This is a genomic window from Salmonella sp. NW177 (assembly GCF_051811585.1).
Classification (GTDB): domain Bacteria; phylum Pseudomonadota; class Gammaproteobacteria; order Enterobacterales; family Enterobacteriaceae; genus Salmonella; species Salmonella enterica.
Genome location: NZ_JAMMZV010000008.1, coordinates 57,780 through 74,289, shown reverse-complemented (window position 1 = coordinate 74,289; position 16,510 = coordinate 57,780). Strand labels below are relative to the sequence as shown.

Sequence of the window (16,510 nt, the reverse complement as noted above, 5' to 3'; positions counted from 1 at the left end):
TTATGGATTAACACGATGCTACAATGCGGCGCAAAGAAAGTTAACCCCGTGGAGCCGTTTGTGACGTCATTGCCCGTTGCCGCCGTATTGCCTGAATTGTTGACAGCCCTAAAAACCGCGCCGCAGGTTTTGTTGTCCGCGCCTACCGGGGCGGGGAAATCCACCTGGCTGCCGTTGCAACTCCTGCAACAAGGTCCGGTTGCTGGAAAAATCCTTCTGCTTGAACCGCGTCGTCTGGCGGCGCGTAATGTCGCGCAGCGTCTGGCGGAAGCGTTGAATGAAAAGCCTGGCGAAACGGTAGGTTACCGGATGCGCGCGCAAAGCTGCGTGGGGCCGCGTACCCGGCTGGAAGTGGTGACCGAAGGCGTATTGACCAGAATGATTCAGCGCGATCCCGAATTACGCGGCGTGGGGCTGGTGATACTGGATGAATTTCATGAGCGCAGTTTACAGGCGGATTTAGCGTTGGCGCTGTTGCTGGATATCCAGCAAGGGCTCCGTGACGATCTCAGGCTGTTAATCATGTCTGCGACGCTGGATAACGACAGGCTTTGTCAGCGACTGCCTGATGCGCCGACGATCGTCTCGGAGGGGCGCGCGTTCCCGGTGGAGCGACGTTATCAGCCGCTCGCGGCGCATTTGCGTTTTGATGAAGCCGTCGCGATGGCGACAGCGGAACTGCTGCGCAATGAAAACGGTTCGCTGCTGCTATTCTTACCCGGCGTAGGCGAAATACAGCGCGTTCATGAACATCTGGCGTCGCGGGTAGGGAGCGATGTCCTGCTTTGTCCGCTGTATGGCGCATTGTCTCTGGAAGCGCAACGCAAAGCGATTGTTCCCGCCCCCGCCGGGATGCGTAAAGTGGTGTTGGCGACTAACATTGCCGAAACCAGTTTGACGATTGAAGGGATTCGTCTGGTCGTCGATAGCGCTCAGGAGCGCGTGGCGCGATTTGACGCGCGAACGGGACTGACGCGGCTGGTTACGCAGCGTATCAGTCAGGCATCAATGACGCAGCGCGCGGGGCGCGCCGGACGACTGGCGCCGGGTATCTGTTTACATCTGCTGGCCAAAGAACAGGCGGAGCGGGCGGCGGCGCAAAGCGATCCGGAAATCTTACACAGCGACCTTTCCGGTTTATTGATGGAGGTGTTGCAGTGGGGATGTCACGATCCGGCATCGCTTTTCTGGCTGGACAGGCTGCCGGAGGTGAATCTTCAGGCCGCCCGCCGTTTATTATTGATGTTAGGCGCGCTGGAGGGCGAGCGGTTAAGCGCGCGGGGCCGGAAAATGGCGGCAACAGGTAACGATCCGCGCCTGGCGGCGATGTTAGTCAACGCTGGCGAGGGCGATAGCGCCGCCACTGCCGCCATGCTCGCGGCCATCCTTGAGGACCCGCCGCGCGGCGGCGGTACGGATTTAAGCGGGCTATTTTCGCGGCGACAGCCGGGCTGGCAGCAGCGTAGCCAGCAGCTTTTAAAACGGCTGCAGGTGCGTAATGGCGAGCCGGATAGCGCGCTTATTATGCCGCTGTTGGCCAGAGCGTTTAGCGACCGCATCGCGCGGCGTCGTGGTCAGGAAGGGCGCTATCAGTTAGCCAATGGTATGGGCGCGATGTTAGATGCGGATGACGCGTTGGGACGTCATGAATGGCTGATCGCGCCGCTGTTACTGCAAGGTAGCGCCTCGCCGGACGCCCGAATATTGTTGGCGCAGCCGCTGGATATCGCCTCGCTGATTCAGGCGTGTCCTGATTTACTGCGCCAGTCCGACACGGTTGAATGGGACGAAGCGCAGGGAACGTTGAAAGCGTGGCGCAGAATGCGTATTGGACAGTTGACGGTTAGCGTTCAGCCACTGGCGAAACCGTCTGAAGAGGAGCTTCATCAGGCGATGCTGAACGGCATCCGCGATAAAGGTCTGGCCGTCCTTAACTGGACGCCGGAAGCGGAGCAGTTCCGTCTGCGTCTGCACTGTGCGGCGAAATGGCTGCCGGAATATGACTGGCCTGCCGTGGATGAGGCGTCGCTGCTGGCGACTCTGGAAAACTGGTTGCTGCCGCACATGACAGGCGTACAGTCGTTACGGAGTCTGAAATCTCTGAATGTGACTCAGGCGTTACGGGGACTGCTTGACTATGCCATGCTGCAACGTCTGGATAGTGAACTGCCTGGGCATTACACTGTGCCGACGGGAAGCCGAATAACGATTCGTTATCATGAAGATAACCCGCCCGCACTGGCGGTCAGAATGCAGGAAATGTTCGGCGAAGCGAAGACCCCAACCATCGCTCAGGGCCGCGTGCCGCTGGTGCTGGAACTGCTTTCGCCTGCGCAGCGACCGCTACAGATTACGCGCGATTTAAGCGCTTTCTGGCAGGGGGCGTATCGCGAAGTGCAAAAAGAGATGAAGGGCCGTTACCCCAAACATGTCTGGCCGGACGATCCGGCGAATACGGCCCCAACGCGGCGCACGAAGAAGTATTCGTGACGTGTTATACGTTGCCTCCAGGCCGGATAAGGCGTTAATCGCCATCCGGCAAAAGGGTAAATTGAGAGATTTCTTCTTCTGTCGTCTGGCGGAAGAATAGAGAATCGGGCCTTTGCGCCTGTATGTTGCGGAGAAAAAGCATGGCGGGGAATGACCGCGAGCCGATTGGACGTAAGGGGAAACCGTCACGTCCTGTGAAACAAAAGGTGAGCCGTCGTCGGCAGCATGACGACGATTATGATGATGACTATGAGGATGAAGAACCGATGCCGCGTAAAGGTAAGGGCAAAGGGCGTAAGCCTCGTGGCAAGCGCGGCTGGCTGTGGCTATTGCTAAAACTGTTTATCGTTTTTGTGGTGCTATTCGCCATTTACGGCGTCTATCTGGATCAAAAAATCCGCAGCCGTATCGATGGCAAGGTCTGGCAGCTTCCGGCGGCGGTATATGGTCGGATGGTGAACCTTGAGCCAGACATGCCTGTCAGCAAAAACGAGATGGTGAAATTGCTGGAAGCGACGCAGTATCGTCTGGTGACGAAGATGACCCGTCCCGGCGAATTTACCGTGCAGGCCAATAGCATTGAGATGATCCGTCGTCCGTTTGACTTCCCGGACAGCAAAGAAGGGCAGGTGCGCGCGCGGCTGACATTCAGTGACGGGCGTCTGGAAACCATCGTCAATCTGGATAACAACCGCCAGTTTGGCTTCTTCCGTCTCGATCCGCGGCTTATCACCATGCTTTCTTCGCCAAATGGCGAGCAGCGTTTATTCGTCCCGCGCAGCGGTTTCCCGGATCTGCTGGTCGATACGCTGTTGGCGACGGAAGACCGTCATTTCTATGAGCATGATGGCATTAGTCTTTACTCTATCGGGCGTGCGGTGCTGGCCAACCTGACGGCGGGACGCACGGTGCAGGGGGCCAGTACGCTGACCCAGCAGCTGGTGAAGAACCTGTTCCTCTCCAGCGAAAGATCATACTGGCGTAAAGCGAATGAAGCCTACATGGCGCTGATCATGGATGCCCGTTACAGTAAAGATCGTATTCTTGAGCTGTACATGAACGAGGTCTACCTCGGTCAAAGCGGGGACAATGAAATTCGCGGTTTTCCGCTGGCGAGCCTGTATTACTTTGGTCGTCCGGTAGAGGAACTGAGCCTCGATCAGCAGGCGTTACTGGTGGGGATGGTAAAAGGGGCGTCGATTTATAACCCGTGGCGCAACCCGAAACTGGCGCTGGAGCGTCGTAACCTGGTGTTACGCCTGTTACAGCAGCAGAAAATCATCGATCAGGAACTCTATGACATGCTGAGCGCGCGTCCGCTTGGCGTACAGCCGCGCGGCGGCGTTATTTCACCGCAGCCAGCGTTTATGCAGATGGTTCGTCAGGAACTGCAGGCGAAGCTGGGGGATAAAATTAAAGATCTCTCCGGCGTGAAGATCTTCACCACCTTTGACTCCGTGGCGCAGGATGCCGCAGAAAAAGCCGTTGTCGAAGGCATTCCGGCGTTGAAGAAGCAGCGTAAATTGAGCGATCTGGAAACTGCGATGGTGGTGGTGGATCGCTTTAGCGGCGAGGTGCGCGCGATGGTTGGCGGGGCGGAGCCGCAGTATGCCGGCTATAACCGTGCCATGCAGGCGCGCCGTTCCATCGGGTCGCTGGCGAAACCGGCGACCTATCTGACCGCGTTAAGTCAGCCGAACTTATACCGTCTGAACACCTGGATTGCCGATGCGCCGATTTCTCTGCGCCAGCCGAATGGTCAGGTCTGGTCGCCGCAGAACGACGATCGTCGCTACAGCGAAAGCGGGAAAGTGATGCTGGTGGATGCGTTAACTCGCTCAATGAACGTACCGACGGTCAATCTGGGGATGGCGTTAGGTTTACCGGCGGTAACCGATACCTGGACGAAGCTCGGCGTGCCGAAAGATCAGCTCAATCCGGTTCCGGCGATGCTGTTAGGGGCGCTGAACCTGACGCCGATCGAAGTGGCGCAGGCGTTCCAGACTATCGCCAGCGGCGGAAATCGCGCGCCGTTATCAGCGCTGCGTTCGGTTATTGCGGAAGATGGTAAGGTGCTGTACCAAAGTTATCCGCAAGCTGAACGCGCCGTACCGGCACAGGCGGCTTACCTGACGCTCTGGACAATGCAGCAGGTCGTCCAGCGTGGTACGGGGCGTCAGCTTGGCGCGAAATATCCGGGTCTACATCTGGCGGGTAAAACCGGGACGACAAACAACAATGTCGATACCTGGTTTGCCGGTATCGACGGCAGCCAGGTGACTATCACCTGGGTAGGCCGTGATAACAACCAGCCGACGAAATTGTACGGCGCCAGCGGCGCGATGGCGATTTACCAGCGCTATCTGGCGAACCAGACGCCGACGCCTTTAGTTCTGACGCCGCCGGAAGATGTGGTGGATATGGGCGTTGATTACGACGGTAATTTTGTCTGTAGCGGCGGTATGCGCACTCTGCCGGTCTGGACGGACGATCCAAATACGCTGTGCCAGCAGGGCGAGATGATGCAGCAGCAACAGCAGCCGTCAGGCAATCCGTTCGATCAGTCGTCTCAGCCGCAGCAGCCTGCGCAGCAACAGCCGCCGAAAGAAGAGAAGAGCGACGGCGTTGCCGGCTGGATTAAGGAGATGTTCGGCGGCAATTAATCACGGTAATAGTGCCGGGTGGCGCTGTGCTTACCCGGTCTACACCGTTACGACCCCATTATGTGCGACGTAGGCCGAATAAGACGCTTACGTCGCCATCCGGCAAATCCCCTATAAATAACATTTCAGTCTAATTTATTAACCCTTCCTTTTCATCTGGTTATTTCTTAACCCCTTAGTTTTCGTAGGGCCGCGTATCGCTTGCCATTGCGACGATATTTCGCCTATTATGCTGCGGTTATAATAATAATTATCGTTTACGTTATCATTCACTTTCATCAGAGATATACCAATGGCGCGTCTTAAAACTGCTCAGCCAAACTCCTCACTGCGTAAAATCGCAGTTGTAGTAGCCACAGCGGTTAGCGGCATGTCTGTCTATGCACAGGCGGCGGTTCAACCGAAAGAAGAAACCATTACCGTAACCGCAGCGCCTGCCGCGCAGGAAAGTGCCTGGGGACCGGCGGCAACCATCGCTGCAAGACAATCCGCCACGGCAACCAAAACGGACACGCCGATTCAAAAGGTGCCGCAGTCTATTTCCGTTGTTACCGCCGAAGAGATGGCGTTGCATCAGCCAAAGTCGGTTAAAGAAGCGTTGAGTTATACCCCTGGCGTTGCCGTGGGCACTCGTGGCGCGTCCAATACTTACGACTACCTGATCATTCGCGGTTTCGCCGCTGATGGCCAAAGCCAGAATAACTATCTGAATGGCTTGAAAATGCAGGGCAACTTCTATAATGATGCGGTGATAGACCCTTATATGCTGGAACGCGCGGAAGTGATGCGTGGTCCGGTTTCCGTTCTGTATGGGAAAAGTAGCCCTGGCGGTTTGCTGAATATGGTTAGCAAGCGCCCGACGACGGAGCCGCTGAAAGAAATTCAGTTCAAGATGGGTACTGACAGTCTGTTCCAGACTGGTTTTGACTTCAGCGACGCGCTGGATGAAGAGGGCGTATATTCGTATCGTTTGACCGGTCTGGCGCGTTCCGCCAATGCGCAGCAGGATCGCGCGGAAGAGCAGCGCTATGCGATTGCGCCAGCGTTCACCTGGCGTCCGGATGACAAGACGAACTTTACGTTTCTCTCTTACTTCCAGAATGAACCAGAGACGGGTTACTACGGCTGGCTGCCGAAAGAGGGAACGGTTGAGCCGCTGCCAAACGGTAAACGTCTGCCAACAGATTTCAACGAAGGGGCGAAAAACAATACCTATTCTCGTAATGAGAAGATGGTAGGGTACAGCTTCGATCATGAATTCAACGACACCTTTACCGTGCGCCAGAATTTGCGCTATGCCGAGAATAAAGTCTCGCAAAATAGCGTCTATGGTTACGGCGTTTGTTCCGATCCGGCAAACCGTGACAGCAAGCAGTGCGCGGCATTAGCGCCAGCGGACAAAGGTCATTATCTGGCTCGTAAATATGTTGTTGACGACGAGAAACTGCAAAACTTCTCCGTTGATACTCAGTTGCAAAGTAAATTTGCCACCGGTGAGGTGGATCACACGCTGCTGACCGGCGTCGACTTTATGCGTATGCGTAACGATATTAATGCCTGGTTTGGCTACGACGACTCCGTACCTCTGCTTGACCTCTATAACCCGGTGTACACTGATTTCGACTTTGCTTCGCGAGATCCAGCAACATCCGGCCCGTACCAGATTTTGAATAAGCAAAAGCAAACGGGTCTGTACGTCCAGGACCAGGCACAGTGGGATAAAGTCCTGGTAACATTGGGTGGACGTTATGACTGGGCCGATCAAGAGTCTCTTAACCGCACTACTGGCATCACATCTAAACGTGATGATAAGCAGTTTACCTGGCGTGGTGGTGTTAACTATCTGTTTGATAATGGAATAACGCCTTACTTCAGTTATAGTGAGTCGTTTGAGCCGGCTTCACAGACGGGAGAGAACGGGAAAATATTTGCACCTTCGAAAGGTAAGCAGTATGAAGCGGGGGTTAAATATGTACCGAATGATCGGCCGATAGTCATTACCGGTGCGGTCTATCAGTTGACCAAAACCAACAACCTGATGGCTGATCCGGCGGGGTCTTTCTTCTCGGTTGAAGGCGGTGAAATTCGCGCCCGCGGCGTGGAACTAGAAGCGAAAGCGGCGCTTTCTGCAAGCATCAACGTCGTGGGTTCTTACACCTATACTGACGCCGAATACACGACGGATACGACTTATAAAGGTAATACTCCTGCACAGGTACCAAAGCATATGGCGTCGTTGTGGGGCGATTACACTTTCTTTGATGGTCCATTGTCCGGTTTAACGCTGGGGACTGGCGGGCGTTTCACGGGGTCAAGCTATGGCGATCCGGCAAACTCCTTTAAAGTAGGGAGTTATACGGTTGTCGATGCATTGGTACGTTATGACCTTGCGCGCGTAGGCATGGCAGGCTCCAACGTTGCCCTTCATGTCAATAATCTGCTCGACCGCGAATACGTCGCCAGCTGCTTCCAGACCTACGGCTGTTTCTGGGGCGCAGAACGTCAGGTCGTTGCAACGGCAACCTTCCGTTTCTAATTTCTTTTTGGGCACGGCTTGCCGTGCCCGTTTTACAAGTTGGCTGCGATGCAGGAAAACCACATTCATTCCGATACCACCTTTGCGCTGCGAAGCGTCGCTTTTCGTGTGCCGGGCCGCACGCTTTTACACCCCCTCTCGTTAACGTTTCCCGCAGGTCGCGTCACCGGACTTATCGGTCATAATGGTTCCGGTAAATCCACGCTGTTAAAAATGCTGGGCCGCCATCAGCCGCCTTCCGAAGGGGATATTCTGCTCGACAATCAGCCGCTGGCGAGCTGGAGCAGCAAGGCGTTTGCCCGAAAAGTTGCCTATCTGCCTCAACAATTGCCGCAGGCGGAAGGAATGACGGTGCGCGAACTGGTGGCGATTGGCCGCTATCCATGGCACGGCGCGTTGGGACGCTTTGGCGTCGCGGACCGGGAAAAAGTAGACGAGGCGATTACGCTGGTCGGCTTAAAACCGCTGGCGCATCGTCTGGTAGACAGTCTTTCCGGCGGCGAGCGCCAGCGCGCGTGGATTGCCATGCTGGTCGCGCAGGACAGCCGTTGTCTGCTGCTGGATGAGCCGACGTCAGCGCTGGATATCGCCCATCAGGTTGACGTGCTGGCGCTGGTGCATCGCTTAAGCCAGCAGCGTGGGCTGACGGTGGTTGCGGTGCTGCACGATATCAACATGGCGGCCCGCTACTGTGATTATTTAGTCGCGCTACGCGGCGGTGAAATGATTGCGCAAGGAACGCCTGCGGAACTGATGCGCAGTGACACGCTGGAGAAGATTTACGGTATCCCGATGGGTATCCTTCCGCATCCGGCGGGCGCGGCACCTGTGAGTTTTGTGTATTAATGCGTGATTTATATCCTCTTACTCGCCGCCGTTTATTAACGGCGATGGCGCTCTCGCCGCTGCTGTGGCAAATGAATACGGCGCAGGCTGCCGCTATCGATCCCTGCCGGATTGTGGCGCTGGAGTGGCTGCCGGTTGAGCTGCTGCTGGCGCTCGGTATTACGCCGTATGGCGTGGCGGATGTGCCAAATTATAAGCTGTGGGTTAGCGAACCGCCGTTGCCGGATTCGGTGATTGATGTGGGTCTTCGCACTGAACCCAATCTCGAACTACTGACGGAGATGAAGCCGTCGTTTATGGTCTGGTCGGCAGGCTACGGACCCTCGCCGGAGAAACTGGCACGGATCGCGCCGGGGCGCGGGTTCGATTTTAGCGACGGCAAAAAGCCGCTGGCGATAGCCCGACGATCGCTGGTTGAACTGGCGCAGACGCTGAATCTGGAAGCTGCGGCAGAAAAACATCTGGCGCAATACGATCGCTTCATCGCCAGCCAGAAGCCGCATTTTATCCGCCGCGGGGGGCGTCCGTTACTGATGACGACGCTTATCGATCCGCGGCATATGCTGGTGCTCGGCCCGAATTGCTTGTTCCAGGAGGTGCTGGACGAGTATGGCATTGTCAATGCCTGGCAGGGGGAAACCAACTTTTGGGGCAGTACGGCGGTTAGCATCGATCGGCTGGCGATGTATAAAGAAGCGGATGTGATCTGCTTCGATCACGGGAATAGCACCGATATGAACGCGCTGATGGCAACGCCGCTGTGGCAGGCCATGCCGTTTGTCCGCGCCGGGCGTTTTCATCGGGTGCCCGCCGTTTGGTTCTATGGCGCGACCCTCTCCACGATGCACTTTGTCCGCATCCTGAATAACGTGTTGGGAGGCAAAGCGTGAGCAGAAAACGTGAAATGCCGGATGGTGGCGCGAAAAACGCCTTATCCGACCTACGGTTCGGGTGCTTTGTAGGCCGGATAAGGCGAAGCCGCCATCCGGCGTTGCTGTTATTGGCGCTGTTTGTTGCCGCCTGCTGGCTGACATGGGTTAACTTCTCTGTTGCGCTACCGCGCAGTCAGTGGCAACAGGCTATCTGGTCACCGGATATCGACATCATTGAGCAGATGATTTTTCATTACAGCCTGCTGCCAAGACTGGCGATTTCGCTACTGGTGGGCGCGGGGCTTGGGCTGGTAGGCGTCCTGTTCCAGCAAGTATTGCGTAACCCGCTGGCGGAACCGACCACGCTGGGCGTGGCGACCGGCGCGCAATTGGGGATCACGGTGACTACGCTATGGGCGATTCCCGGCGCGCTGACCACTCAGTTTGCCGCCCTGACGGGAGCCTGTATCGTCGGCGCGCTGGTGTTCGGCGTGGCGTGGGGCAAACGCCTGTCGCCGGTAACCCTAATCCTCGCCGGGTTGGTGGTTAGCCTCTATTGTGGCGCAATCAACCAGTTACTGGTGATTTTCCATCACGATCAGTTGCAAAGCATGTTTTTATGGAGCACCGGAACGCTGACGCAAACCGACTGGAGCGGCGTGCAGCGTCTGTGGCCGCAGTTGCTGGGCGGCGTGATGCTCACGTTATTGTTGTTACGCCCGATGACGCTGATGGGGCTGGATGACGGCGTTGCGCGTAATCTGGGTCTGGCGCTGTCGTTAGCGCGTCTGGCGGCGCTGTCGCTGGCGATGGTGTTGAGCGCGCTGCTGGTCAACGCGGTGGGCATTATCGGTTTTATCGGCCTGTTTGCGCCGCTGCTGGCGAAAATGCTTGGCGCAAGACGTCTGCTGGCGCGCCTGATGCTGGCGCCGCTCATTGGGGCGCTTATTTTGTGGCTATCCGATCAGATTATCCTTTGGCTCACCCGCGTATGGATGGAAGTCTCCACCGGGTCAGTGACGGCGTTAATCGGCGCGCCGCTGCTCCTGTGGCTGCTGCCGCGGCTTAAAAGCATGAGCGCGCCGGATATGAACGCCAGCGATCGTGTGGCGGCGGAGCGTCGGCATGTCCTCGCTTTTGCCGTTGCCGGTGGCGCGCTCTTGCTGCTGGCAACATGGGGCGCGCTCTCTTTTGGTCGCGACGCGCACGGCTGGACGTGGGCGAGCGGAACGCTGCTTGAAGAACTGATGCCGTGGCGCTGGCCGCGGATACTGGCGGCGTTAATGGCGGGCGTCATGCTGGCGGTGGCGGGCTGCATTATTCAGCGTCTGACCGGTAATCCAATGGCCAGTCCGGAAGTGCTGGGGATCAGTTCCGGAGCCGCGTTTGGCGTGGTGTTGATGCTGTTTTTGGTGCCGGGGAATGCCTTCGGTTGGCTACTGCCCGCCGGAAGCCTGGGCGCGGCGGCGACACTGCTGATTATTATGATAGCCGCCGGGCGCGGCGGTTTCTCGCCGCAACGGATGTTGCTGGCGGGGATGGCGCTCAGCACCGCGTTTACCATGCTGCTAATGATGCTCCAGGCGAGCGGCGACCCGCGGATGGCGGAAGTGTTGACCTGGATCGCAGGATCTACCTATAACGCCACTGGCGGGCAGGTTACGCGAACCGCGATCGTGATGGTGATTTTGCTGGCCATTGTGCCGTTGTGTCGCCGCTGGTTAACGATTTTGCCCCTGGGCGGCGATGCCGCGCGCGCGGTGGGCATGGCGCTTACGCCATCGCGTATCGCGCTGCTGGCGCTGGCGGCTTGTTTGACGGCAACTGCGACGATGACCATTGGGCCGCTGAGTTTCGTTGGACTGATGGCGCCGCATATTGCGCGGATGCTCGGTTTTCGCCGGACGATGCCGCATATGGTCATCTCGGCGCTGGCAGGGGGCGTTCTACTGGTCTTTGCCGACTGGTGCGGCAGGATGGCGCTATTTCCGTATCAGATCCCGGCGGGACTGCTTTCAAGCTTTATTGGCGCGCCGTACTTTATCTATTTGCTACGTAAACAGAGCCGGTAAAAAAAGCTGTGCCACATTTATGTCGGGTGGCGGCCATGCTCAACCCGACCTACAAATTACACAATATCAATATGTTGTGGCAATATTTTGTAGACCTAAAAATAGCTGAACGCTATCAGCGTGCGAAAGCTGTCCTGTCACGTTTTATCGAGGGAACTCTGCTTTTATGTTCAGCAAGAAGCAGGGGTTATTTCTGTATCGATAAGTCATGTGCTATTTCAGTGGCGCGCCGCTGTCTCCTGAACAGGGTGACTAATTTCAACATATTCAGGCCCGAAACGTTGATGATAAATTGCGGCATGATCTATCCAATAATAAGAATTACCGGTTTCGGTATTAAGCCTTTTTAAATATTAAGATGTGGATGCCGCATCTTTAATGCATCTCGTAAATCAATTTTAATATAATAATAAGTTTTCATTATAAAACTTCGATAATAAAATATTGTTTTTTTATCGAAGTAATAAAAAACAACTCTATTAAAATAAATTAATTGCCACGAGTAAACAAAAAAAATGTAACTTAGCATTTTTTGATTTTTTTAATGGAATTTATACCAAAAATAAATCTTATGCGTCATTGCTATACATTCAGTACTGTAATTCTGATCTTTTTTTATTCATTTTGACATGTTTATTGTTTTTTTGGCTCTCCCGTCTTGCTTGTTTTGTTTGTTTTTTGAACGGTAAAAAATATTTATTATTTAATGCTGATGATCCTTTAAATAAAAAACACTTGTCTTTGGGTTTTTAATGGAAAATACTTTGCCGCGCCTAAGGGATGTTATTTATTAACGTGTTGCTTGCTTCTTTTGAATGTTGCATCAGGAATTTCATAACTCGTCATATAATATATATCTACCCATATAAACATGGGGTGTTGAGTATAGCTCCGTGTGAATAGCGTAAAAATACTCACCAACTTTTAATAAGGATGAAAAATGAATACAGCAGTAAAAGCTGCGGTTGCTGCCGCACTGGTTATGGGTGTTTCCAGCTTTGCCAATGCTGCGGGCAGTAATACTGGTACGGTGACTTTTACCGGTACTATTGAAGATTCACCGTGTTCAATCGTGGTTGGCGACGAACACCAGACCGTTAACCTGGGCCATATCGGTACCGGTTCTCTGATGGGCGGTAAAGAATCTTCAAAAGTCGATTTCCATATCGGTCTGGAAAACTGCGCATTCACCACTGAGAAAGAAGCGTCTACCGTTTTCTCTGCCATCGGTAACGAATCCAGCGCTAATCCGGGTAGCGTTGCGCTGATGCGCATCGGCGGCGGCGAAATGGCGGGTTCCAGCATTGTCATCGGCAACCACCTGGGTTCCGCGATCAAATTGGGCGACGCTTACAGCGAAAACCTGACGATGAATGGCAGCGTTGCGGCGGCGAAACAGACTCTTAACTTCAAAGCCTGGGTGAAAGGCGATTCCGCTGCCACCACTATCGATACCGGCGAATTCAGCAGCACCGTAAACTTCACGATCAGCTATCTGTAAGTGAAATATCATCCTGCGGCAGTCTGCCGCAGGATAATGCTCAAAGTAAAAAAATAGATTATATATTTCAGGGATAGATTGTCTGATGGCTCACTATAAAAAATTTCGTCTGAGCACGCTTGCGGCCGTGGTGGGTATTGTTCTGGCTGTCGGTCCGGAAAATAGCTACGCGGAAGCGCCCATTCAATTTAATACCCGATTTCTTGATGTTAAAGATGATGCCAGCCTGGATCTCTCCCGTTTTTCCCGTAAAGGCTACATTATGCCGGGGAGCTATCATCTCCAGGTGCTGGTCAATCAGAGTCAAATTGCCCAGGATAATGTTATTACGTATTCCGTTGATAATAACGATCCTGATAACACCTATCCCTGTTTATCGCCTGAACTGGTATCGCTGCTGGGGTTAAAACCTGAAATAGCAGATAAAATGATCTGGATAAATGCCGGTCAGTGTCTGCAACCAGATCAACTGGAAGGGATGGAAACCCAAACGGATTTAAGCCAGTCAACGCTGACGGTGATTATTCCGCAGGCCTATCTGGAATACAGCGATGAAGAGTGGGATCCACCTTCCCGCTGGGATGAAGGGATTCCCGGCGTGTTATTTGACTACAACGTTAACAGCCAGTGGCGACATGCTGAACATGATGATGGCGATGAATATGACATCAGCGGCAACGGCACGGTGGGTGCCAACCTCGGCGCGTGGCGTTTGCGCGCGGACTGGCAGGCTAACTATCGTCACGAAAATGACAGCGAAGATAAAGACAACTTTGGCTCCAGTTCCGAACAGAACTGGGACTGGAACCGCTATTACGCCTGGCGGGCGATCCCGCAGCTCCGGGCGCAGCTAACGCTGGGCGAAGGATCGCTGGAATCCGATATTTTCGATGGCTTTAACTATGTTGGCGGCAGCCTTATCACCGACGATCAGATGTTACCGCCTAATCTGCGCGGCTACGCCCCGGATATATCAGGCGTGGCGCGCACCAACGCCAAAGTCACCGTGACCCAGCGCGGGCGGGTGATTTATGAGTCGCAGGTCCCGGCAGGGCCGTTTCGCATTCAGGATATTAATGAAACGGTATCCGGCGATCTACACGTCAAAATTGAAGAACAAAGCGGTCAGGTGCAGGAATATGACGTCAGCACCGCCTCCATTCCGTTTCTGACCCGTCCCGGCCAGGTGCGCTACAAGTTAGCAGCCGGGCGACCGCAGGACTGGGATCACAATATGGAAGGCGGCTTTTTCACCTCAGCCGAAGCCTCCTGGGGGATCGCTAACGGCTGGTCGCTGTACGGCGGCGCCATCGGCGAGCAGGATTATCAGGCGCTGGCGTTAGGACTGGGGCGCGATCTGGCGCTGCTGGGCGCGTTTTCCGTCGATGTCACCCATTCCCGTGCGACGCTGCCAGAGGGGAGCGCCTACGGCGATGGTACCATTCAGGGTAACTCGTTCCGTGCCAGCTACGCTAAAGATTTTGATGATATAGACAGCCGTCTGACGTTTGCTGGTTATCGCTTTTCCGAAGAAAACTACATGACGATGGACGAGTTTATCGATACGCATAATGACGATAACGATCGTCAGCGTACCGGCCACGATAAAGAGATGTATACCCTGACGTACAGCCAGAACTTTTCGGCAATAAACGTCAACGCCTATATCAACTACACCCGTCGCACCTACTGGAATCAACCTAACCAGGACAGCTATAACCTGACGCTGTCGCACTATTTCGATGTCGGCGAGGTGCGCGGGATCAGTCTGTCGGTGAACGGTTTTCGCAACGAATATGACAATGAACGTGATGACGGCGTGTACGTCTCGCTGAGTATTCCGTGGGGCAACAACCGCACGCTGAGCTACAACGGCTCCTTTAGCGATGACAACAACAGCAATCAGGTCGGCTATTACGAGCGCATTGACGATCGCAATAACTACCAGATCAACGCTGGCCGCGCGGATAACGGCGCGACTCTCGACGGCTATTACCGTCATCAAGCGAGCTATGCCGACATTGACGTCAGTGCGAACTATCAGGAAGGCGACTATACCTCCGGCGGGCTGAACATCCAGGGCGGCGCGACGCTGACTGCTAAAGGCGGGGCGCTGCACCGTACCAGCGTCAACGGCGGCTCGCGGCTGATGGTGGATGTCGGCGATGAAGCGAACGTACCCATCTCCGGCTACAGCACGCCGGTATATACCAACGCGTTTGGTAAAGCCGTCATTGTCGACGTCAACGACTACTACCGCAACCAGGTGAAAATCGACATTACCCAGTTGCCGGAAGACGCGGAAGCAACCCTCTCCATTGCTCAGGCGACCCTGACGGAAGGGGCGATCGGTTATCGCCGCATGGAGGTGCTCAGCGGTAAAAAAGCCATGGCCAGTATCCGCCTGCGCGATGGCGGCACGCCGCCCTTCGGCGCGGAGGTTTACAACAGTCGCCAGCAACAGTTAGGGATCGTAGGTGAAGACGGCAGCGTTTATCTGATAGGCATTAACCCCGGCGAGCGGTTGCAGGTGACATGGGAAGGTAAAACGCAGTGTGAAGCGGCGTTGCCCGACCCGCTGCCGGGCGATCTGTTTAGCGGCCTGTTGCTGCCGTGCATCGGCGACGCTTCATCACCTGAGGCAACGCAGCCCGCAGAGAAACCATTACTCCAGCTTCATACGCAGCGGCGGACGTCTTCAACGCAACCCGAAGCGCTCTCTTCTCGTTATCCAACACATTGATTCAGGAAATCGCATTCATGATGCCATTAAAACGTTATAACCTGGCCGCTGTTTTGCTGCTTTTGCTGGGCGGCTACGGTAGCGCCCAGGCCGCCATCGCGCCCGATCGCACCCGCCTGGTGTTTCGCGGCGAAGATAAATCGATAAGCGTCGATCTGAAAAACGCCAACAGCAAACTGCCCTATCTGGCGCAGTCCTGGGTGGAAGATGAGAAGGGCGTCAAAATCACCTCACCTTTAATCGTCGTCCCACCGGTCCAGCGCATTGAGCCGTCGGCAATCGGACAGGTCAAAATTCAGGGGATGCCGGCGCTGGCGTCGCTCCCCCAGGATCGGGAAACCCTTTTTTATTACAACGTGCGCGAAATTCCGCCGCAAAGCGACAAGCCCAATACGCTGCAAATCGCCCTGCAAACGCGCATCAAAGTTTTTTACCGTCCGCAGGCGCTATCGAAAATCGATATGCAGCATCCCTGGCAATACAAGATCACCCTTCAGCGTCAGGGCAATGGCTATCAGGTGAGCAATCCGACCGGTTACTACGTGGTGTTAAGCAACGCCAGCAACCGCATGGACGGCACACCGGCCAGAGGCTTTAGCCCATTAGTGATTGCACCAAAAAGCAACGTGACGCTGGGAGGGGACGCCAGTGAATTAGGTCACTCGCCTGTGCTGACTTACGTCAACGATTATGGCGCGCGGTTACCGCTGATTTTTAACTGTACTGACAACAGTTGTGCGGTAGATGAAGCAAAAAGCAGAAAGTCGTAACCGACAAGGAGACGCAA

9 protein-coding genes are annotated in these 16,510 nt (G+C 54.9%); all 9 read left to right on the top strand.

What is annotated here, in order from left to right:
• The first annotated feature begins 60 nt into the window (after nt 1-60).
• The 9 genes from hrpB (at nt 61) to stfD (ending at nt 16,493) form a co-directional block, all read left to right on the top strand.
• On the top strand, nt 61-2,490 hold the full coding sequence (gene hrpB, locus NA986_RS20145; RefSeq protein ID WP_024147145.1) for an ATP-dependent helicase HrpB: 2,430 nt from the start codon (nt 61-63) through the stop codon (nt 2,488-2,490).
• Between the two features lie 140 nt (nt 2,491-2,630).
• Nucleotides 2,631-5,153: a bifunctional glycosyl transferase/transpeptidase gene (gene mrcB / locus NA986_RS20140; RefSeq protein ID WP_000918127.1), complete on the top strand. Its 2,523-nt coding sequence runs from the start codon at nt 2,631-2,633 to the stop codon at nt 5,151-5,153.
• Nucleotides 5,154-5,445: 292 nt separating this feature from the next.
• Entirely contained in the window at nt 5,446-7,689 is a 2,244-nt protein-coding gene (fhuA, locus tag NA986_RS20135; protein ID WP_010835134.1) for a ferrichrome porin FhuA, read from the top strand.
• A gap of 48 nt (nt 7,690-7,737) precedes the next feature.
• Nucleotides 7,738-8,535, top strand: coding sequence for a Fe3+-hydroxamate ABC transporter ATP-binding protein FhuC (gene fhuC / locus NA986_RS20130; protein ID WP_001157203.1), 798 nt, complete (start codon nt 7,738-7,740; stop codon nt 8,533-8,535).
• Nucleotides 8,535-9,425 carry a Fe(3+)-hydroxamate ABC transporter substrate-binding protein FhuD gene (fhuD, locus tag NA986_RS20125; RefSeq protein WP_023215871.1) on the top strand — a complete coding sequence of 297 codons (891 nt, stop codon included), beginning with the start codon at nt 8,535-8,537 and terminating at the stop codon, nt 9,423-9,425. Before fhuC ends, fhuD begins: the two co-directional genes overlap by 1 nt.
• A gap of 14 nt (nt 9,426-9,439) precedes the next feature.
• Entirely contained in the window at nt 9,440-11,479 is a 2,040-nt protein-coding gene (fhuB, locus tag NA986_RS20120; RefSeq protein ID WP_198910094.1) for a Fe(3+)-hydroxamate ABC transporter permease FhuB, read from the top strand.
• Nucleotides 11,480-12,419: 940 nt separating this feature from the next.
• On the top strand, nt 12,420-12,980 hold the full coding sequence (stfA, locus tag NA986_RS20115; protein ID WP_001090554.1) for a fimbrial major subunit StfA: 561 nt from the start codon (nt 12,420-12,422) through the stop codon (nt 12,978-12,980).
• A gap of 85 nt (nt 12,981-13,065) precedes the next feature.
• Nucleotides 13,066-15,723: a fimbrial biogenesis outer membrane usher protein gene (locus NA986_RS20110; RefSeq protein ID WP_023215873.1), complete on the top strand. Its 2,658-nt coding sequence runs from the start codon at nt 13,066-13,068 to the stop codon at nt 15,721-15,723.
• Nucleotides 15,724-15,740: 17 nt separating this feature from the next.
• Nucleotides 15,741-16,493 (top strand): fimbrial chaperone StfD, encoded by a 753-nt coding sequence (gene stfD, locus NA986_RS20105; protein WP_000982726.1) that lies wholly within the window; start codon nt 15,741-15,743, stop codon nt 16,491-16,493.
• The last annotated feature ends 17 nt before the right edge of the window (nt 16,494-16,510 follow it).